21 protein-coding genes are annotated in these 20,397 nt (G+C 47.0%); 15 read left to right on the plus strand and 6 right to left on the minus strand.

Annotated elements, in window-relative coordinates; translation table 11 throughout:
- Positions 1–221 (plus strand): hypothetical protein (locus QZT80_RS25590; RefSeq protein ID WP_295129033.1); only part of this gene is annotated, 221 nt, incomplete at its 5' end.
- 1,453 nt (positions 222–1,674) lie between these two features.
- Here QZT80_RS25590 and QZT80_RS25595 read toward each other — a convergent pair.
- The gene (locus tag QZT80_RS25595) at positions 1,675–1,971 is read right to left on the minus strand and encodes a hypothetical protein (protein ID WP_295129035.1); all 297 of its coding nucleotides are present in this window, start codon (positions 1,969–1,971) and stop codon (positions 1,675–1,677) included.
- A 550-nt stretch (positions 1,972–2,521) separates the two neighbouring features.
- Between QZT80_RS25595 and QZT80_RS25600 the strand changes: the two genes are divergently transcribed.
- The 5 genes from QZT80_RS25600 (at position 2,522) to QZT80_RS25620 (ending at position 4,608) form a co-directional block, all read left to right on the plus strand.
- Positions 2,522–2,965 (plus strand): hypothetical protein, encoded by a 444-nt coding sequence (locus QZT80_RS25600; RefSeq protein ID WP_295129037.1) that lies wholly within the window; start codon positions 2,522–2,524, stop codon positions 2,963–2,965.
- A 64-nt stretch (positions 2,966–3,029) separates the two neighbouring features.
- Entirely contained in the window at positions 3,030–3,443 is a 414-nt protein-coding gene (locus tag QZT80_RS25605) for a hypothetical protein (protein WP_295129039.1), read from the plus strand.
- Positions 3,444–3,516: 73 nt separating this feature from the next.
- A complete protein-coding gene (locus QZT80_RS25610) occupies positions 3,517–3,810 on the plus strand; it encodes a hypothetical protein (RefSeq protein ID WP_295129040.1) in 294 nt (97 codons plus the stop codon).
- A 362-nt stretch (positions 3,811–4,172) separates the two neighbouring features.
- Positions 4,173–4,301 (plus strand): hypothetical protein, encoded by a 129-nt coding sequence (locus tag QZT80_RS25615; protein ID WP_295129042.1) that lies wholly within the window; start codon positions 4,173–4,175, stop codon positions 4,299–4,301.
- A complete protein-coding gene (locus QZT80_RS25620; RefSeq protein ID WP_295129044.1) occupies positions 4,288–4,608 on the plus strand; it encodes a hypothetical protein in 321 nt (106 codons plus the stop codon). Before QZT80_RS25615 ends, QZT80_RS25620 begins: the two co-directional genes overlap by 14 nt.
- 6 nt (positions 4,609–4,614) lie before the next feature.
- On the opposite strand, the gene QZT80_RS25625 is transcribed toward QZT80_RS25620, so the two are convergent.
- From QZT80_RS25625 to QZT80_RS25635, 3 genes are all read right to left on the minus strand, one after another.
- Positions 4,615–4,917: a GNAT family N-acetyltransferase gene (locus tag QZT80_RS25625; protein WP_295129046.1), complete on the minus strand. Its 303-nt coding sequence runs from the start codon at positions 4,915–4,917 to the stop codon at positions 4,615–4,617.
- A 3-nt stretch (positions 4,918–4,920) separates the two neighbouring features.
- Complete coding sequence (locus tag QZT80_RS25630; protein ID WP_295129047.1) at positions 4,921–5,811, minus strand: pirin family protein; 891 nt, start codon at positions 5,809–5,811, stop codon at positions 4,921–4,923.
- 93 nt (positions 5,812–5,904) lie between these two features.
- Positions 5,905–6,162 (minus strand): hypothetical protein, encoded by a 258-nt coding sequence (locus tag QZT80_RS25635; protein WP_295129049.1) that lies wholly within the window; start codon positions 6,160–6,162, stop codon positions 5,905–5,907.
- An 84-nt stretch (positions 6,163–6,246) separates the two neighbouring features.
- Here QZT80_RS25635 and QZT80_RS25640 point away from each other — a divergent pair, with 84 nt between their 5' ends.
- The 3 genes from QZT80_RS25640 (at position 6,247) to QZT80_RS25650 (ending at position 8,889) form a co-directional block, all read left to right on the plus strand.
- The gene (locus QZT80_RS25640; protein ID WP_295129051.1) at positions 6,247–6,759 is read left to right on the plus strand and encodes a DinB family protein; all 513 of its coding nucleotides are present in this window, start codon (positions 6,247–6,249) and stop codon (positions 6,757–6,759) included.
- 36 nt (positions 6,760–6,795) lie between these two features.
- Entirely contained in the window at positions 6,796–8,130 is a 1,335-nt protein-coding gene (locus QZT80_RS25645; RefSeq protein WP_295129053.1) for a DEAD/DEAH box helicase, read from the plus strand.
- Positions 8,131–8,280: 150 nt separating this feature from the next.
- The gene (locus QZT80_RS25650; protein ID WP_295129055.1) at positions 8,281–8,889 is read left to right on the plus strand and encodes a hypothetical protein; all 609 of its coding nucleotides are present in this window, start codon (positions 8,281–8,283) and stop codon (positions 8,887–8,889) included.
- Positions 8,890–8,898: 9 nt separating this feature from the next.
- On the opposite strand, the gene QZT80_RS25655 is transcribed toward QZT80_RS25650, so the two are convergent.
- Complete coding sequence (locus tag QZT80_RS25655; protein WP_295129057.1) at positions 8,899–9,495, minus strand: macro domain-containing protein; 597 nt, start codon at positions 9,493–9,495, stop codon at positions 8,899–8,901.
- A 49-nt stretch (positions 9,496–9,544) separates the two neighbouring features.
- Positions 9,545–10,060 (minus strand): GNAT family N-acetyltransferase, encoded by a 516-nt coding sequence (locus tag QZT80_RS25660; protein ID WP_295129059.1) that lies wholly within the window; start codon positions 10,058–10,060, stop codon positions 9,545–9,547.
- A gap of 487 nt (positions 10,061–10,547) precedes the next feature.
- Here QZT80_RS25660 and QZT80_RS25665 point away from each other — a divergent pair, with 487 nt between their 5' ends.
- From QZT80_RS25665 to QZT80_RS25690, 6 genes are all read left to right on the plus strand, one after another.
- Positions 10,548–13,697 (plus strand): TonB-dependent receptor, encoded by a 3,150-nt coding sequence (locus QZT80_RS25665; protein WP_295129061.1) that lies wholly within the window; start codon positions 10,548–10,550, stop codon positions 13,695–13,697.
- Positions 13,698–13,709: 12 nt separating this feature from the next.
- Positions 13,710–15,560: a RagB/SusD family nutrient uptake outer membrane protein gene (locus QZT80_RS25670; RefSeq protein WP_295129063.1), complete on the plus strand. Its 1,851-nt coding sequence runs from the start codon at positions 13,710–13,712 to the stop codon at positions 15,558–15,560.
- A gap of 27 nt (positions 15,561–15,587) precedes the next feature.
- On the plus strand, positions 15,588–15,995 hold the full coding sequence (locus tag QZT80_RS25675; RefSeq protein WP_295129065.1) for a hypothetical protein: 408 nt from the start codon (positions 15,588–15,590) through the stop codon (positions 15,993–15,995).
- Positions 15,996–16,017: 22 nt separating this feature from the next.
- Complete coding sequence (locus tag QZT80_RS25680; protein ID WP_295129067.1) at positions 16,018–17,004, plus strand: DUF4466 family protein; 987 nt, start codon at positions 16,018–16,020, stop codon at positions 17,002–17,004.
- Positions 17,005–17,129: 125 nt separating this feature from the next.
- Positions 17,130–18,314 (plus strand): alginate lyase family protein, encoded by a 1,185-nt coding sequence (locus QZT80_RS25685; RefSeq protein ID WP_295129069.1) that lies wholly within the window; start codon positions 17,130–17,132, stop codon positions 18,312–18,314.
- A gap of 69 nt (positions 18,315–18,383) precedes the next feature.
- Positions 18,384–20,333, plus strand: a complete 1,950-nt coding sequence (locus QZT80_RS25690) for a heparinase II/III family protein (protein ID WP_295129071.1) — start codon at positions 18,384–18,386, stop codon at positions 20,331–20,333.
- Positions 20,334–20,397: the final 64 nt, after the last annotated feature.

Genomic DNA, 20,397 nt, shown 5'->3' on the forward strand with positions numbered 1-20,397 from the left:
ACCTCGTAAATCAGCGGGCTATTGCCGGCAGCACCCGTAAATCTGCCACCGATAATATAGCCGATCTCATCTCGCAAATGCGCGAACAGCTCGATTTGCTAGACGACATGCTCGAAGCCTTCGTAACCGATCAGGAATTTCTGAGTGTTTACAGCAACCTCCGAAAGATCGTTGACCGCACCGGAAGGGGCGGGCAGCAACCGAAGGTAGCCGTGAATTAGAAGGATTAATTCTAAATATGTAGTTCGTGTTGCCGGTGCATTTATATGCACCGGCTTTTTTGCTTACCGGCGTTTGATTTATGAGAGGTTTTTGATATCATTGTAGCGTAGAAAAGGAAGGTATTTTAATATTGATTACAGATCGTATATTGTCATTATAAGCCTATGAAATTTAATAGGAGATCGATAGAAATACTTGATATTATCGCTTGTTTAGTAACACCAATTATTATGTATTTCGAGGTATGTGTCGATCAAAATCATCCGTTATTAATTGTTTTATACTTCTCGATAGCATCCTATGGACTGGCAAAATCTATTGAGATGTTTAAAAATAGGGATTTCCTCCCCCTGAACGATATCGTGTTTTTGTAAGATTTTTTTATAAAGCTTAGTATCACTGCTTTTGCCGGTGGAGTTTGGATCTTCAAGTGGACTAACTGGTCGGAGATCTCAATCGGAATAATAATTGCAAAAACATTGTTCTTTATCATGTTATTCCTTATTCCAATAGCCTATATGTCTAGCTTATGGATGTCCCCCAATAAGGAAGAACCGGGTGGGGAGGATTGAAATGTTTTTTGTGTTCTGGAAAAAGAAAGCCTGGTCCTGTAAATGCCGGGATAGCTTTAATTACAGGAATTGCATCCTTATCCATAAGTAATATATTGATAGCCATGTTCAAAAGGAAGAATATTCCTGTAATGCTACTTTTTCTTATAAGTATTTTCTTATTCGCACTTGGTTATGGTAAGGCATACATACGGCGGGATACTTTCAAAAATGGAATTGAATTAAGGAGCGCTGTATTGGATGTAGATTGTAGTACCGGGACGTCCAATAGTATGATCGTTATTAATCACAACAACGGTAATCATATCGTAAATATGAGCTATCGGTCTTGCGCTACTTTAAAAATAGAAGATACTGTAAATATCAAATTCAGCCCGAAGCACGAATGGTATTTCTACGAATTCGATGGACGGGATGAGTCGTCAGCAGAAGATGTCATTGGGAGCGCGTTGTTCTTTGGTGCCGTACTTATCTATTGGATCTGGATTTCGTTTCGTACGAAGGGTGGTTGATTCGGGCATTTTTACATAAGTTTATCAGACTGTAGGTATTTCGATAAAAATATAAACCCGTTAGTGTCTTTGTGTCCGCAGTTAGGCGTTGCCCCGTTCCCGCACATTGTGCTCAACCAACGGATGCCAGGTTCTATTGTGTGCCCGCGTTAGCGGGCATCACTCTGTTCGTCATTGCGAGGCACGAAGCAATCCTCGTGTGTAGTCTTCGCATCAGTAAAGCCGTGCAAGCAAGTGTTTATTCGTAGGTACACTGCATCCAAAAATATGTCAGACATAGGAAACCGGCTATGCAGGAAAGGCCTTAATGTGGCTGTTCTCACAAGCTGCTGAGTGGCTACGAAGGCTTCCCCATACTTATTAAGTGACTACTTACCATAGCTAATAGCCCACATCACTACGCCCGCAAACGTGAACACGATTAGAATTGGAGCCAGTACATTGCTTATTTTCATCAAACGCACGGTGGATCTACTTTCATATTCCTGGTAGGATTTTGACCATCTGAAGGTAAAAATCGCAATCAGGAATGCCGGACTGTCCGGATGGTGCGGACGTAAAGCGTTCAGAACTTCTTCTTTACCGATGGCTTCGTAAATGATAAAGTTGATGACCAGGTGGACAACGAACATGATCAGCCAGGTAATTCCTAATATTGCCAGCAAAGACTATGTATTGGTGATGAGGAAGAAAAGTACAATTTTTTTCAAAAAATTTATTAAACTCGTGCTGTTATATTACCAATGGAAATAAAAAGTTCGTTCAGGTATGAAATAAACTGCTGACGTACATGGTGAAAAAGCGCTTCCCGGCAATACGCCGTTCAAAAGAAATGACTTTCCAATCTTCCGTGAGGCGATGGCTTAAAATATTCGTATGGGTGCTGGCTGGCATAGTTGCTTATAGCACGGGGAAAGAAACGTTCATAAATTACCAGCTGGCGAAGTATGGGAAGATAGTGACAGGATATGTTACTTCGAAAAAGCGGGTCGGCGGTAAAGGCGCTGTCTAGAGAAGCTACGACCACAATGTAGGTGGCGTTGCCTATTCCGGAAAAACTTTAAATGAAGGAGGTTATGCACCAGGAGATACCCTTCTGATTATCTATAACGAAGACGATCCGGGAGTTAGCAGGTCTTCACGTTTCTTAAATCTACTTATAATGTACGGGCAATCGATAACCTTGGCCGCTAATAAGATTAAATTCGATTAATAATGATGCCTGTTTTAAATAAAATTCTTATTCTCCTGCTGTTTGCCGGTCCCGTCTTTTCCCAAGAAGAGCGAGATACTTCGCGCAAAGGAAGCCCCGTTTTTATTGAAGGACATTCATCTGAAGAAACGAAGGCTGATCAGATGGTTGACCGTTATGCAGATTCTACTAATAACATCCGGAATGGATCAGTACCCGGCTTTTTGTTTAATCCTTGTTTTGATGCGCCTTTTCCTCGATTGATAGCGTTTCATAGCACCGATAGGAGGTGGGACGTTATCAGAAAGATTAATAACAAGCGTATTTTGCAAAAACTGGTGAAACGAGATGATAAACGAATGAGGCTTGTTTGTAGCGAAAGGGCAAGCCGGGAAACGGATATCTACAGTAAGATGTCGGTTTATGATATGTTGTTGAAGCGATTGAAAGAGTTGGAACCTTTGTAGTGCCAGTCTAAATCCGGCTTCCAGGATTTTTCATGTAAAAGAGGAGAAGTAAAAAAGCAATTGCATGTATTTTAATATCTACTACAGGTTGTTTGTCCTTATCCGTGATTACGGTGATAATTCCGAGCCCCGGTATGGTGCAGTTCTGCTATTTTCAATATTGCAAATGCTTAACTTCCCTACTTTGTTAGGAGTATTAGGTATTTTACTGAAACGAATAGTAATAGTTGATCAGCCTTACGTATCAGGTGCTATTGGGATTTTAATTGTGGCTGCCAACTTGATCGCTGTTTTCGGGAAGAAAAGATATATTAAAATAGAAAATAAATTCGGGAGTGAAGATGAAAATGGTAGGAAAAGGGGGCGAATTATTTTAGCAACGTATGTGCTGTTAACTTTGGGTACACTTGCAGCCGTTATTATTTATCTGAATTACAATCCGATTACACATACAGGGATAGGGGATAGCTGGAATTGATAGCCTGCTGCTATTTATGCAGGCATGTCGGTGTTGAGTCTGGTATTAGCCTATTTAAGTTTATAAATGTATCATGAATAATAGAACAGTGAAAAGCTTTAACGAACCGGGAAATGTGGCCGTTTTTACAACACGGTATGTTATTCGTCAGGGGCACCCGATATTGAACATCTTTCATCATGAGGATGATGGCGCGTGGGTATTTGTCGGTGATGATGTTTGCCACGATGATAGCGATTACCTGCTTTTGGCACTTGAAGAAATCATCGAACATGATCCTTCGGTGCTCGATGTGGCCGATTTGCCGTTAGGATGGTGTGCAATACGGGATAAGCCTGGCCGGCCCTGGCTCATCCAGAAGATGTGACATATTATAATTAAATGAAAACAACACTCATTAGCATCCCCGATCATAACCGCAGCTTTCTCACGCGCTTCTGGCGCGAAGTCAGATGGTTCGTACTCTTATTCATCGCGATCGGGCTTTATGAACTAATCACTTATGGCATGGGAATTGAAGTGTCTATCGTGTCAGCTTTCTTCTCGTTGTTTATCATATCATTGGGGCTCGCCCGCTCAGTACAAGTTCTCTATAGAATCGTTGATGATGGCAACGGTAACCTCGAAATACAAATACTACATTTAAACCAGGTTAAAACAACTGTATAGCCCAGGGAACATGTTAAGGTAAATGTTATACTTGATTTCTGGGCGAGGGGCTTCAAAGATATGATACGCATCGACGTTAACAGTAAAACTTATTTTACGCAGCGCGCCGGTGCTGTTTGGACACATCAACTAATTGCGGAAGTGAAGGAGAAAGTAGCAGCTAAATTGTTCATCCATGAGAAAAAATAGCAAACGCATCTCATTTTTCTTCAGCCTCCTATACGTACTCCTCGGCACCCTGGTGGTACTGGTATCCATTCCACGATACGAGCTATTAGGCTTTGATCACAATCATCCGTTATGGCTGCCGGCCCTGATCATTACGCTACCGGCCAACCTGCCGTTATTTATGTTGGCATGGGTTGGGCTCTCATGGCTATCGATTCTGATATTGCAAAACGTCGTGTTCCTGGCAATATGGTGGGTGTGTTACGCCGCGCTTAGCTCAGTCTGGCCAGTTACCACGCAAAAAAAAGGCAGCCGGAGCCGCCTCTAAATCATTTTACGCCAACACATCCCCCCACTCCGGCATCTTCTTAAACATCGCATTCGCAAACGGACATAACGGCAACACCTTAATATTATGCTCCCGAACATACTTCACTAATTCTGTCTGCAGTTTTTTACCCACTCCCTGTCCGCCTAAACTATCATCTACCTCGGTGTGTTCGATGATCAGTTTGTGTTCACCGGCCATTACGTAAGCCATCTCGCCCAGCTTTACTCCATCTACTAAAAAGTCGAATGAACCGCGTTTGCCGTGTTCTCCCTGGATGATCTTGTGTTTGATCTCTGTATTAGCCATTGTTTATTTTTTTAGAAATTTACTGTCTTCGGGTAATGGAATAAAACCGGTTTCGCCGGGTACTTTGTCGAACGATTGTTCGCGCCACTTTGTTTTCGCAGCTTCTATGAGTTCGCGGCTGGTGGCTACGAAGTTCCAGTCGATGAAACGCTGTTCGGGAAATGGTTCGCCGCCTACGATATAAATAGTGGTGTTGGGATGCATTTTGAAAGAGCAGAATACTTCAGGTTTGGCGACCAGTAATTGTTTGGTGCCGAATGTGTTGCCTTCGCTTTCTATGCTGCCCTGCAAAATGTACATGCCCCATTCGCCGTACAGGTGTTCGCCGATGTTTACTACCTGTTCTGTTTCGCTTTTCAGTTCCAGGAAAAACAAATTGCTGTAAACAGGTACAGGCGATTTTTTGCCAAAGGCTTCCCCGGCTATTAATTTGATAGCAATGCCGTCCTGCTCCCAATGCGGTAGTTCGTGTTCTTCCACATGCGCGAAACTGGGGTCAATTTGTTCCAGTTCCTTCGGAAGGGCTACCCATATCTGCAGGCCGTGCATATGTTTGTCGCTGTGGCGGAGATAGTCGGGCGTACGTTCAGAATGAACAATGCCTTTGCCGGCCGTCATCCAGTTTACCTGGCCGGGTTTAATTTCCATTTCCGTACCCAGACTGTCTTTGTGCATAATATTGCCTTCGAACAGGTAGGTGAGGGTAGAAAGGCCGATGTGAGGGTGCGGACCGATATCCACGTTCTGGTGGTCGTTCATGTTAACGGGGCCCATGTGATCGATGAACACGAAAGGGCCTACCATTTTCTTTTCCCGGAAAGGAAGCAGCCTGCCCACCATGAAGTTGCCGATGTCACGCGCTCTTTCCTCTATGATTAATTGAATGTTCGACATTGTTGTATGGTTTCAGTGCCGAATATACAATATTTGCCCTTTTTGGTTAAGCGCGGGTGGGGGTATGAACATGTAAAAGCGGAGAATCGACCATTAGCTGGCCAGTATGGCATCGGATAATTCCTGCTCGAGTGCAGTGAACGAAGCAGGTATCCTGTTTTTATCGGTAATGCGGAAAACGCCTTCTTTATTGAGCTGCATATGAAAACGCAGTTTCTTTTCGCCATGAGTGGCATAAACCTGGTAAAGCTCGCGGATGCGGATGTTCATAGGGAGAAAGTCGAACTGTACCGCCGCTTCGCCGACCATGAAAGTTTTACTGAATTTTACAATGTTGATGATGTTACCCATAAGTTGCGCTGTGTCCTGTCTGCAAAAAATTCAAGCGCAAAAGTGGTGAAAAAAAGCGGGCATTCGTACATTTAAATAAAAAACATGGAAACCATTACCCCGGAAGTTTGGCAAAGAGGCCCGGTAGCAGGCGTTCCCGCGTTACTACAACCCGTAGCGCACGCTTTACTGCAGGCCAGGGAGGAAATAGAAAGACTGATGGCTGATTTTCATGACGCCTGGCTCTGGGAGCGCCCCGCAGGAGTGGCATCCCCGGCCTTCCACCTCCAGCACCTCTGTGGGGTACTCGACCGCCTCTTCACTTACGCCCGTGCCGAAGCCTTATCTGCAGAGCAACTCGAATACCTGGAAATGGAAGCCATCGTACACAAAGACCTCACCGGCGCCATTCTGCTGGAGCGCTTCTCCTGGCAGGTAGATCGTTGCCTGGAACAGCTAAAAGCCACGGAAGAGGCCCGTCTTACCGAAATACGCGGCGTTGGCCGCAAACAGGTGCCCTCCACGGTTATCGGACTGCTGTTTCATGCGGCAGAACACACAATGCGGCACACCGGACAGTTGCTGGTAACGGTGAGCGTGCTTAAAGCCAAAGAATAGCGCTACCTTTGCGGTTCAATTTTTTTTATTCGTAATATGACTTTTGAAGATTTAAACCTGAACAAACCCCTGTTAAACGCTTTAACAGACCTGGGTTACACCACGCCTACCACCATCCAGCAGAAAGTGTTTTCGGTGGTAATGTCGGGGCAGGATGTGTGCGGCATTGCGCAGACGGGTACCGGTAAAACGCTGGCTTACCTGCTGCCTGCACTGCGGCAACTGGAGTTTTCGAAGGAAAAGCTCCCAAGGGTGCTGATAATTGTGCCTACCAGGGAACTGGTGGCGCAGGTGGTGGAAGAGATCAAAAAGCTCAGCACTTACATGAGCGTTGAAACCCTCGGTATTTACGGCGGTACCAATATGAACCCGCAAATGGCGGCCGCCCAGCAAAAACAGGATATCATCGTAGCCACCCCGGGCCGACTGGTAGATGTAGCCCTCAGCGGTGCGCTGAAACTGAAATCGATCAAAAAACTCATTATTGATGAAGTGGACGAAATGCTGAACCTCGGCTTCCGTACACAGCTCAAAAATATATTCGACTTACTGCCGGCGAAACGGCAGAACCTGATGTTCTCGGCCACTATTACCGACGAGGTACAGGCGCTGATCAACAGCTACTTCAATCATCCTGTAACGGTAGAAGCTGCCCCGGCAGGTACGCCGCTGAAAAACATCGCACAACGTGGTTACGAAGTGCCTAACTTCAACACCAAAGTAAACCTGCTCGAACTGCTCATCACCAGCGACCCCGACATGACGAAGGTGCTGGTGTTCGTGGCCACCAAACAACTGGCAGACCAGTTGTACGAACAGGTGGAAACGAGGTTTCCCGGACAGGTGGGCGTTATCCACTCCAACAAAGAACAAAACCACCGTTTTAATACCGTTAAGCAGTTTAAAAACGGCACTTACCGCTTCATCATTGCTACCGATATCATCGCCCGCGGCCTGGATATTGCGGAAGTGAGCCACGTAATCAACTTCGATACGCCTGAAGAACGCGAAAGTTATATTCACCGCATTGGCCGTACCGGCCGCGCGGATAAGGAAGGTATCGCCATCCTGCTCGTTACGCCCCGCGAAAAAGAACAGCAGGACCAGATCGAAGCATTGATGAATTACCAGATACCCATGCTCCCGCTGCCCGAAAACCTGGTGATTTCTGATGTACTTACCGAGGATGAAATGCCAAAGGTAATTGTGAAAGAAATCAAACTGAAGCCGGTTAAACGCGAAGGCGCCGGTGCCGCTTTCCACGCGAAAGCAGCGCATAACCAGAAGACGAACAAGAAGGTGAGTCACGCCGACAAAATGATGAAGAAGTACGGTAAACCTAAAACAAGGGGTGCCAAAAAGAAGAAATAATAATATTACATGATAGTAAAAACGCCTGTGCCGGATTTTGGTGCAGGCGTTTTTCTTTTTTAAACCACTATGAGAAAATCTGGATTTTAATTATATTTAGTAACCATTACCCCCTTTATTGAAAACTTCCGTCATCCTGAATTAACTGTTATGAAAAACACACAACTTTCGGCACAGCAAACCTCGACTGTCAGGAGAACAACCGCATTATACAACATGGTGCCCAATCTAAGCTGGACTATTCTCCACCTGGCCCCCGCTACTTTTTTTTCTTTTAATAAGATGTTGCCGCTATGGGTGTACATCCTGTTGGGTGCAAGCCTGCTGGCTGCGTTGCTTCCAGCGTCGTTTTACAAACGAATACAGTTGGGCGGCGGCGTTCAGGTATACAAACGTATCGGCATTCTCTGGATCCGGCGTTTCAGCCAGGATGGCGACGTGATTAACCGCCTTTTACGCAAACGTTTCCCGGGTTATAAGGTCATCAGCGAACCTTCGGGCGTACGCCATTACATCCTGCGCGCCAATATGAACGAACGGTTTCACTGCGGCCTGTTTGTATATATGCTGGGCGCGATGGTGTACGCTATCATACAGGAACAGTACATGTGGGCCATTATTATGGCGGTCAACAATGTATTGTATAATTTGTACCCGATGTTCCTGCAGCAGTATAACCGCATTCGCCTGCAGCAGATCAGCAACAGGAGAGCGGGTTTTGATTTTTTTGCGAAGAAGGGAAGGGTAGGTGTGTACTAGCAGTTATCTTTAATCCCACAGTTTTCCATTCGGATTAATATTCCGGTGATATTTCTGCGCCGCCCCGAAACTTGAGAAGTCCTGTTTTTCTCCCAGTTCTATTTCCTGGAATGCACAATACATTTGCCGCGCAGCAATGATCGGGTCCATTTTTCCAACACCCGTACAAAGCCCTGGTATGGCTACGCTATGAACGTCCTGGTGCTGCCTTGCCTGTATGAGTATTGCTTTCATGGCGAGGTAGGCGTTTACCGAAGTATCGATATTAAAATTAGTAGGTACCCGCATGGTAGGCGCGGAAATAAGGAAGGGAATGGAATCATCGCCCGTTTCTAATATCATGGCGGTGCCAATCAGTAATTCACCTTCGGGAAGCGCTTTAATGCGCCGCTGCAATTCCTTCTCCATATCCCATCCCAGGCGCTCGGAAATGCTGTAATCAAGCCCGCCGTCCATAAAACCGAACGAGTTGGCAGGACTCACGATCGCATCGCAGGTAATGCGGGTAATATCACCATTCACGATTTTCACATTCTTCTCATTCTGGAAATAACTGTGCCAGGCATTTGTCATTTCCGGCTTGGTATCAATCAGGATGTATTGCATGGGCTATAGTAATGAAATGATGTAGGAAGATACTGCAAAAATACGACAGCTAAAACTGTTGTTTCAATTCATACAGGGCCAGTTCTTCATCATCAGGTGGCGTGATCATTTTTAAAAACCGGAACCCACTCCGCTCCAGCAGTTTTACCGAACGGTTATTATGAGTCAGCGTGATAGCCAGCAGGCTGTTGAAGGCGAGCGTTTTCCTTGCATAATCAAGGCAGGCCGTTACTGCTTCCAGTCCATACCCTTGCCCTTCATGTGCAGCTAAAAAGGCAAAACCCAAATCAGGCCGGTCGAGGTACGCACGTTTAAATAATCCGCACATGCCCACCGGTTGAAAGTTGCTCTTCAACATCACTACCCATGCCCCGAAACCATTCTCTTCGTAACTGCGTAGCGGCCCGGTTTTAATATACTGCCGGGCATCCGGTACGGTCTTAATATTGCGGTCGCCGATATACTTTATCCACGATGGCATGTTCAATAATTTCAAAATGAACAGGTCATCATCTAAAGTGATCTTCCGAATGATCAGGCGTTGTGTGATAAGCGGTTTTTCCATATGGCGTATTGGCTATTCCCAGCTTAAATTAATAATTGTTTCCGAAAAATCCTTCTTTGATAAACGTCTAAAATACATTTCTTATCAAGCTCTTTTTTTAGAGAATTATCATCGTAAGATCATTTTTAATAAAAAATATTTGACAGAATGCTGTAACAATCGATTGTTTTTATATAAATTTGTTACATCACGTATAAACCAAAATCCCACGTCCAAAAATCCACGTATGGTCATTTTCATCACCTTAAAAAACAATTTTTCACGTAGCTGCATGCAAACGTTTGCATCGATTAAGATGGCGTTCGCATAAATGCCAATTGCACTGGCCCGGATAATTATTGCTTTCGCTGAATTGGCGCTGAATGAGTACTGATCGTTTACAACGGTCCTGGCAGTGTAATGTCTTGTATTTAATGTATTGCTTGTAAAACGGGCCGTCCGAAATACGGCCCCGGCCACATATTGCCTTTCACTCAAATTTTACGTTATGTCTAAACATTTACCGCGGTCTTTCGCACCTCGCTGGCTAAATGCCCGGCGACTTTTATTCCCCTCACTTGTGCTAACTGCCCTTTCTGCTAATGTAATGGCAGCACCGGTGGCAATTCTTTACCAGGATCAGCAATCACAGACAGACGACACGAAAGTGATTGCAGGCAAGGTAACAGATGAAACTAATCAGCCTTTACCAGGCGTTACAGTAAGCGTAAAAGGCGTAAACGCCGGCACGGTTACGGACGCAAAAGGCGCGTTCACACTTCGTACGCGTTTACAGGACGTTACACTGGTGTTCACTTTTATGGGATATCTTACCCAGGAAGTAAAGTACGCCGGCCAGTCGTCTTTAAGTATCACACTTAAGTCCGACCAAAAAGCATTGGGAGAAGTGATAGTGGTTGGATATGGTACGCAGAAGAAAGTGAACATGGTGGGCGCTGTGTCGGCCATCAACGTCGATCAGAAAATGACCAGCCGTTCGCTGCCAAACGCCTCTTCGGCTTTGTCCGGAATGGTGCCTGGTTTGGCCGTAACACAATCCAGCGGTATGGCCGGCAGAAACTCTGCCAGCCTGCTGATCCGCGGTATGGGTACGGTAAACAATGCAAACCCGCTGGTGGTGGTAGATGGTATGCCCGACGTAGACATCAACCGCCTCGACATGAATGATATCGAAAGTATTTCGGTATTAAAGGACGCAACCTCCGCATCTATTTATGGATCACGCGCGGCCAATGGCGTTATCCTTATCACGACCAAATCTGGTAAGGGCCAGAAGAAAACGGCGCTGAACTTTACAGGCAACTACGCGGTGGAATCGCCGGTAAAGTCGTACGACTTTATGAACGATTACGCCCGTGCGCTCACCGTGCATCAGCGTGCGGCAATGAGCAATACGGCCCGTGCGCAGCTGTTGTTTAAAAATGGCACGATCGACCAGTGGATGGCGCTGTCGATGATCGATCCGTTACGGTATCCGTCTACCGACTGGTGGGATGTGATTATCCGCGACGGCACGATGCAGAACTACAACCTGTCTGCTTCCGGCGGCAGTGATAACTCGAACTTCTTTTTCTCCATCGGTACCATGGACCAGAAGGGGATTCAGATCAATAACGACTTCCAACGTTACAATGCACGTTTCAACTTTGACTATAAACTGAAAAAGAATGTCAATACCGGCGTACGTTTCTTCGGTAACTGGTCCAAATTCGTATACGCTTTGGAAGACGGTTTTACCGATGACGATGCTACGAACACCGCTGGTTTCGATATGCAGTACGCTGTTGCGGGTATTACTCCTTACGACCCTGTATCGGGTTACTATGGCGGTGTAATGGCTTATAACGAAGATCCGCAGGCATATAATCCTTATACGGTTTACCAGAATACGCTGAACAGGCAAAACCGTCAGGAAGCCAATACCACTGCTTACATCGACTGGACGCCGATTAAAGGCCTCACCGCCCGTATGGACTACACCTTAAACTATTATAACCAATTCCGGTACCGTGCCGATCAGCCTAACCGCTCGTTCAACTTCCAGCAGAACATTTTCGGCAGCCGTGTATATGTGGGTGATAACGCGGGCGTGCAGAATTTTACCAACACTGGTTATAAAACGATGTTTAACGGCAGGATAAATTATAATACCACGATCGCGAAAAACCACGAAGTGTCAGGCCTGTTCGTATACAGCGAGGAATATTGGTACGATCGCTGGCAGAACGGTTCACGTAACGACCGGTTGTATCCCAGTTTGCATGAACTCGATGCTGCTTTGCCTGATATCCAGTCGGCTACCGGTAACACGGCCACAGAGGGCCTGCGCTCTTATATTGGTCGCGTTACTTACACCGGTTACGAAAAGTATTTGTTTGAAGCTAACTTCCGCGTAGATGGTTCTTCGCGCTTCCTGCCCGGCAGCCAGTATGGCCTGTTTTCTTCAGTAGCTGCCGGCTGGCGCTTCTCGCAGGAAAATTTCATGAAAGATCAGACGTTTTTAAGCAACGGTAAGTTACGTGTGTCGTACGGCGGACTGGGTAACAACAGTGGTGTGGGCCGCTTCGAGCAGTTAAATACGCTTAATCCCAGTTCTTACATGATTAACGGTACCAGCGTAAAAGGTTTTGTGAATACCAAAATGGTGAACAGAGATCTTACCTGGGAATCAACAGAAGTGCTGAACCTTGGTCTGGACCTCGGCTTTTTCAACCAACGACTGACTACGGAACTTGATTACTACGATCGTTTAACGAAAGGTATGAACCGTCCTTCGGATTTTTCCATTCACCTTTCAGGCGCTTACAATCCGGCCCCGCGTAAAAACATCGGTAACCTCCGTAACCGCGGCGTGGAAGCAAACATTACCTGGAACGATAAGGCCGGCGATTTTAACTACATGCTCAATTTCAACACGTCTTATAACTGGACTAAACTGGAAACCTGGAACGAGTTCCTGAACAGGGGGTATACTTTCCTGGACATGCCTTACCACTTCCTGTATGTTTACGAAGATCAGGGTATTGCGCAAACCTGGCAGGACGTGTACGACGCCACGCCACAGGGCGCGCAGCCGGGCGATGTGATCAGGAAAGATCTGAACGGCGATGGTAAGATAGATGGCAACGACCAGAAAGCGTACCCTAAATACCAGCGCGATCGTCCAACTACCTACCTGTCGTTCCGCAGTGCGTTGGGTTGGAAAGGTATCGACCTGTCGTTCCTCATTACCGGGGCTATGGGTAGAAAAGACTTTGTGACCAATAACTACAACAATACCAATCCGGGTACACAACGTTATGCCTCGCAGTGGGCGCATTTCTACGACACCTGGAACCTCGATAACAGGGATGCTAACTGGCCACGCCTGGGCGGTTCCGGTAACAACCGTGCTGATACACAGTTCTGGCTCGATAATATGAACTTCGTTCGCCTCAAGAACATCCAGTTGGGTTACACCATGCCGTCGAAATGGACGCAGCGTTTAAGGATCAACAGTTTCAGGGTATTCGGTTCTACCGAAAACCTGGCTACCATTACATCTTATCGCGGCCTCGATCCGGAAATGCTGGGTAACAGGAGTAATGCTTATCCGCTTACCAAATCTTATTCTTTTGGCGTAAACCTGGGGCTCTAAACTGCAACAATCATGAAAAGACTTAACACATTTATACGGTCTATGGCGGTGCTTACGGCACTGACCACCTTTGCGGCGGGCTGCCGTAAAGACCTGCTCAACCAGGTGCCTACGGGCGCGCTGGATGCGGGCGCCTTCTGGAAAACAGAGGCCGATGCCACAATTGCCCTGCAGGGTGCTTATGCAGATATCCGCCCTGTATTTGATCGTGATTATTATTACGATGGTATGGGCGATTTTATAAGAACCCGCGGTACCAGCGCTACTGCCGGTAACCTTCAGAAAGGGGATGCTTACCAGGGCGCCACGTATTCGCCTGTAGGCAGTGCATCCGGACAAACGTTCGATAAAATGTACCGTTACCTGTACGGCGGCGTTAACCGCGCCAACTACGTGATCGATAACGTAAACCGCATGCTGCTCACTGCAGCACCTGCCTCTGTACCTGGTTTGGAAAGGGTAGTGGGAGAAGCGCGGCTGCTCCGTGGTATGTTATACTTCCGCCTGATCACGCTTTGGGGTGATGTGCCTTACATCGGCCATACCGTGTTCTCTGATGCGGAAGTAAGTACGCTGTCCCGGCTTCCTATTGCGCAGGTGAAAGACTCCATCCTGGCAGACTTTACCTACGCGTTCGAGAAATTGCCGGTAAAGGCAACGGAGTTTGGGCGTGCGAGCAAACCTGCAGCATTGGCCTTCAGGGGTAAATTACAGCTGTTCTGGGCTTCCTGGAACAACTATGGCTGGCCTGAGTTGCAGGGTTTTACTGCCAGTCCGGCCGCCGCTACAGCTGCCTACACAGCAGCAGCAGAAGACTTTAAAAAAGTGATCAACGACTATGGGCTTACGCTCTGGCGCAATGGCGATCCGGGCGAATGTGATCCGCCGGGCAAAGCGGAGAAATTGCCTAACTATTATTACCTGTTTACGCCTATTGCCAACCAGGGTAATACAGAAATGATCATGGTGTTTACACACGGCGGTACGGGCACTAATCAGGGTGAAGAACTGATGCGTGATGTGTCTGGCCGTTCGCACGAAGGCTCGCAGTGCTGGGTGTCACCCAGGTACGAGATTGCCGACAGGTACCAGCTGATTTCCACTGGCGACTTTGCCCCTAAACTGGTGCCTACCGATCCTGGTGTGGCGGGGGCGCGTACTGCGCCTAATTCGGCCATCAACCCGCAGAGTTATGCAGGCCGCGATTACAGGATGAAGTCTTCTATTATGTGGGATTACGAAATGAGCATTGGTTTCAACTCTCTTAAATCTACCGGCTGGGTACCTTTCCTGTATAAAACATGGACACAACCTATCACTATTGATGGCGTTGTATACAATCCTTATAATACCGATGGTACTAACTCCGGTTACGTACTGCGTAAATTCCTGCGTAACACCGCGGGTCAGGGCCGTAGTGATGGCGATTATGCATACCCGGTAATGCGCCTGGCAGATGTGTTCCTGATGTACGCGGAAGCTACCAACGCCGTTTCGGGTCCGCAGGCCGATGCAATAAACCTGCTGAACAGTATTCGCAGGCGCGGTAACCTGCCGGCTTTATCTGGCGCCAGAACTGCCAACAAAGAAGTGTTTTTCGATGCTATTGAGCAGGAACGTATTGTTGAACTGTTTGCAGAAGGTCATCGTTACTTTGATATCAAACGCTGGAGAAAGCTCACCGCTATCTGGGGGCAGCCAAATTCACTGGGCGTTTGGATGAAGGATACACACAACGGGGACGTACAACAGTTTTACCAAAACACGCCGGAAAGAGCTTACCAGCAGTTTTACATCTGGCGTATTCCACCCGGCGAACGTGACCGTAACCCTAACCTCACGCAAAACCCGGCCTGGCTGTAAACACTAATCAGGAACTTAAATTATTGAATGATGAAAAAGATTTTATCAATATCCACGCTGCTTATTATCGCTGTGTTTGCGTTTAACAGCTGTAAAAAGGAATATCCGGTAGACGAAGACGGTTTGCTGATTACCAGGCGTACCGAATGTTTTGTAACCGACTTCGACCTGCTTTCGTCCGACCAGCAAACGGTGAGGGTAGGCAATACCATAGTAGATACCGCCGCCCGTATCGTAAACATCCAGGTATTGTTCGGTACTGATCTTAAAAACGTGTACCCTGTATTTAGCCTGGCTTCCGATTGTAAGCTGGACCCTAAGATAGTGGGCAAAACCGACTTTTCGGATCTGACTAATCCACGTAAATACACCGTGGTATCGGGTAACCGTAAAGTGCGCAATACCTACACGATTAACGTTACGGTAAAGCAATAGAGAACCTTTTAAATTTTGAAACATGTTAAACAGAACATCCAGATATATAGCCATCGCATGTTCGTTAATGCTGGTTTTCGAAGGTTGTAAGGAAGACGATTATGCCTTACCTACACCCAAGGACGCACTGCAGAACGATGTGATAAAACGGTCGATGGGGCCAAACATCGTTGGAACGAACATTGAATTTACCTATGCCATGGCATTGCCGGCAGCAAAAGGTAAACTGAGTTCCGCACAGGTAGAAGCCACCATTCCGGGCGCAGCGGCCACTTACCTTGAGTACAGGTCGTTTTACACCAATGGCAGCGGTGTAGACGTGGGGGTGCCTGTTGGTAACCCTTCTGTAAATACAGGTAGTGTTACTAAAGTAGATTTTACAAAAGATACATCCGCATCTACCCTCCGTTACTTTTATACTGTGCCCGAAGATGCACGCGGTAAACCGGTGAGCTTCACTTTCAGCGCGTTAAGCAGCGATGGTAGTAAAGTGACGTACAAAATGGGGCCGTACAACGTATCTAAAATGGATATGAAATTAGACCTGGTGGTAACAGATGCCAACAGGTGTTTCATTTCGATTGCAGATATGGCTGTTTATACCGCCGCCGAAGCTGGCCCTAAAGCCACCAATATCGACCTGGTATATATTTACAGGGTCTTAACCAATGCCACGTACAACCACTCGCTGGTGGCGCCTGTAACAGAAGCGCAATACCTGCAGGGGGCCGTAATTCCTGCCGGTATCACCAATAACAGTAAACTGGTAAAAGCCTGGAACCTCCGTGACTTCCAGCTTTCCCGCGCTGCGTACAATGTGTATGTAGATGATGTCGACTTCCAGAAAAAGGATTTTAAGGATGCGCCAAACTTCGCTATCAATATGAAAGCGGAAGCTGGCCTGTGGGTGGAAACGGCAGACGGTAAATACAGGGCTTATATCTACATAAATAAGGTGGATAATGCAGCAAAAAGCGCGACGATCAGCATTAAGCGCTATGCAATGTAAATGAGTGAAAGGATGCATGAACAGGGGCTGTTTTATAATAGCTCCTGTTATTTTTTATATTTAGACACATCATGGGTGCCTGTTAAGTGAAACGAAAACCATTTTGATGCCATAAAATAAGCAGGATGAAACGACTTTTTATATTGATATGTTTAACTGCAGCCATGCAGGCGCACGCACAGGAAACCTTTTTATTGCAACGGAACGTATTGCAGGAAAGTAAAAGGAAACTGGCTGCCAACGATGCCGCCGCAAAAAAAGCACTTGCGCAACTGGTAACAGAAAGCGATACGCTGCTCACCCGTGGCCCTTATTCGGTGACGTACAAAAGCAAAACGCCGCCCAGTGGAAGTAAACACGATTACATGAGTGTGGGCCCTTACTGGTGGCCCGACTCTACTAAGCCCAACGGTCTGCCTTATAAACGTAAGGACGGGCAGGTAAACCCGGAACGTTACTCCATCCGTGATGCCGATTACCAGAACGCGCTGAACCACGATGTATACACCCTCGCCATTACCTGGTACTTTACAGGCAACGAGGCCTATGCCCGCCATGCCGTTAAACTGCTCCGTACCTGGTACATCGATACCGCCACCCGTATGAACCCGAACCTGAATTATGGTCAGGCCATACCGGGAATTACTGATGGCAGGGGTATTGGATTGATAGATACGCGCAACCTGGATAAACTGATCGATGGCATGCAGTTGCTGAAAGCTTCGAAATCGTTCCCTGAAAGGGATTATGCGGCTATACAGGATTGGTTTAAAGCCTATCTGAACTGGATGCGTACAAGCCCCATTGGTCTCGACGAGGCTGATGAGCATAACAACCACGGCACGTGGTACGATGTGCAAACGGTATCTATTGCATTGTTTACCGGGCAAAAACAACTGGCGAAACAGATAATCGAGGAACAAACAAAAGCGCGTATCGAGAGCCAGTTAAAGGAAGATGGGAGTCAGCCGCACGAACTGGCCCGCACGCTTTCCTGGAACTATTCGCAAATGAACCTGAAGGCCTTTTTCGAACTGGCGCTGCTGGCAGAGCAGGTGAAAACGGATCTCTGGAAGTATAAAACCAGTTCTGGTAAATCGATTGAGAAAGCTTTTACCTGGTTGCTGCCTTTCGCCACAGGGAAGGAAGAATGGAAGCACGAACAGATTAAACATATGGACAGTAACGGTTACCTGGAACTGGCCATGATGGCGAAAAGGAAGTATCCGCAGCTGGACCTGTCGCCGCTCTGGAACAAGTACAATGATTTCTATAATCCGATGCTGGAACTGGTGGGCTGGGTGTATTAGCATTTGATGAACGGGGTAAATGAATCACGGGATACGGATATATTTGTCCGGATCTATTAAAAGCAGATTATGCGCAGTTTTTTATTATTGATAGGGTTTATTGTATGCGGAGTGGCCGCATCTGCCCAACAAAATTTATTGAGTGGCAGGTACTCCGAAGCAGCTTTGGGGAAACTACTGGTGCCACAAGCCCAATGGACGCCCTTTCCCCATACTGCAGATAAAGCAGGTTGGGCAAAGGCCGATGCAGCTACCAAAGCCGCCATCATTAAAAAGGCGGAGAGCTTCCTGAACTTCACCTGGCCTGGCATACCAGCCACGAAGTCGCTGCTGATCGTACGTAATGGTAACCGCACCGAATACCAGGACATTGCCAACATTAAACGCGAAGCGCTGGGTTACCTGCTGATGGCCGAAGTGTTCGAAGATAAAGGACGTTTTACGGACGATATCATCAACGGCGTTTGGGCTATTTGCGAGGAATCGTTCTGGGGCGCTTCTGCACATCTTTCCCGCAACAAACCTTACTCGGGTTTACCGGATGTGGCGCAGCCGTTCGTAGAACTGTTTTCCGCCGAAACGGCCACGCTGCTCGCCTGGACCGACTACTTCGTGGGCGATAAGCTCGATGCTGTTTCGCTACAGGTGCGCAAACGTATTTACCATGAAGTAAACACACGCATCTTTCAACCGGTGATGACCAAACCCCAGGGCTGGATGGCCGCTAACGCACAGGGTCGCCCGCCCAATAACTGGAACCCCTGGATTTGTTCCAACTGGCTGAACGCGGTGCTGTTACTGGAAAAGGATGATGCAAAACGTACGGCTTCTGTATACAAACTCCTGCAAACGCTGGATAACTTCCTGAATCCTTATCCGCAGGATGGTGGTTGCGATGAAGGCCCGAGTTACTGGGGCGCTGCCGCCGCTTCGCTGTATGATAACATCGCTATGTTAAACCTGGCTTCGAATAATGCGTTTAATTACGTTTTTGAAGATGAAAAGGTGAAAAACATGGGCCGGTTTATTTACCGCGCACAAATCAGTCAGCGGTACTTCCTGAACTTTGCCGATGCCGATCCGCAACCAGGTATGGCGGCCAGTATGATTTACCGTTATGGTAAGGATATTAAGGATGCAGATATGATGCGTTTCGGCGCTTTTTATCTCGATAAAAAAGATAATGGTAAGCTAAGCCGCTACCACTTTTTCCGCAACCTGTTCGAAATGTTTATGCAGGATGAGTTTAACAAAGCTGCCAAAGGCCTGCCCTTACCAGCCGACACCTGGCTGCCGGACTTACAGGTAATGGCGGCGCGCGATAAAGCGGGTACTACCGACGGCTATTTTGTAGCCGCTAAGGGTGGGCACAACGATGAAAGTCATAACCACAACGATATAGGCAGCTACGTCGTATACTACAACGGCCTGCCCTTACTGATCGACGTGGGCCGTGGTACCTACACCGCCAAAACCTTTTCCGACAAACGTTACGATATCTGGTATAATCGCTCGGACTATCACAACCTGCCAACCGTAAACGGTGTTACACAATCACCGGGCGCGAAGTTTAAGGCCGGCAACGTGACTTATAACAAAGGAAATGGTTACAGCCAGCTATCGCTGGACATTAGCGCCGCTTATCCCACTGCCGCCAATATTGAAAAATGGCAACGTACCGTACGTTTTAATAAAGGCAAAAATGTACAGGTAACCGATGATGTGCAATTGAAAAGCGGCGGCGCTGTAATTGAACACCTGATGACCTGTTACCCGGCCGTGCTGGTATCGCCGGGCAAAGTGCTGATCAAATGGAAGTCTGATAAAGGGGAGGAGAAAAACTTCTATGTGCATTACGCTGAAAAACAATTCGGCGCCAATGTGGAGAAGATAGCTTTAACTGCTATGGAAGACGAAGGTATTAAGCAGAAATGGGGCGACAATATCTACCGAATCAACTTCACTGCTATCAATCCAAATACGAAAGCGAAGTTCAACTTCGTGATCAGCGATAAATAGTACAACGTTTATGAGCATATCCCGTTGCGGTTAGCCGTAGCGGGATATGCTTTTTTATGTACAT

The sequence above is a fragment of the uncultured Chitinophaga sp. genome (assembly GCF_902168175.1).
Taxonomy (GTDB): domain Bacteria; phylum Bacteroidota; class Bacteroidia; order Chitinophagales; family Chitinophagaceae; genus Chitinophaga.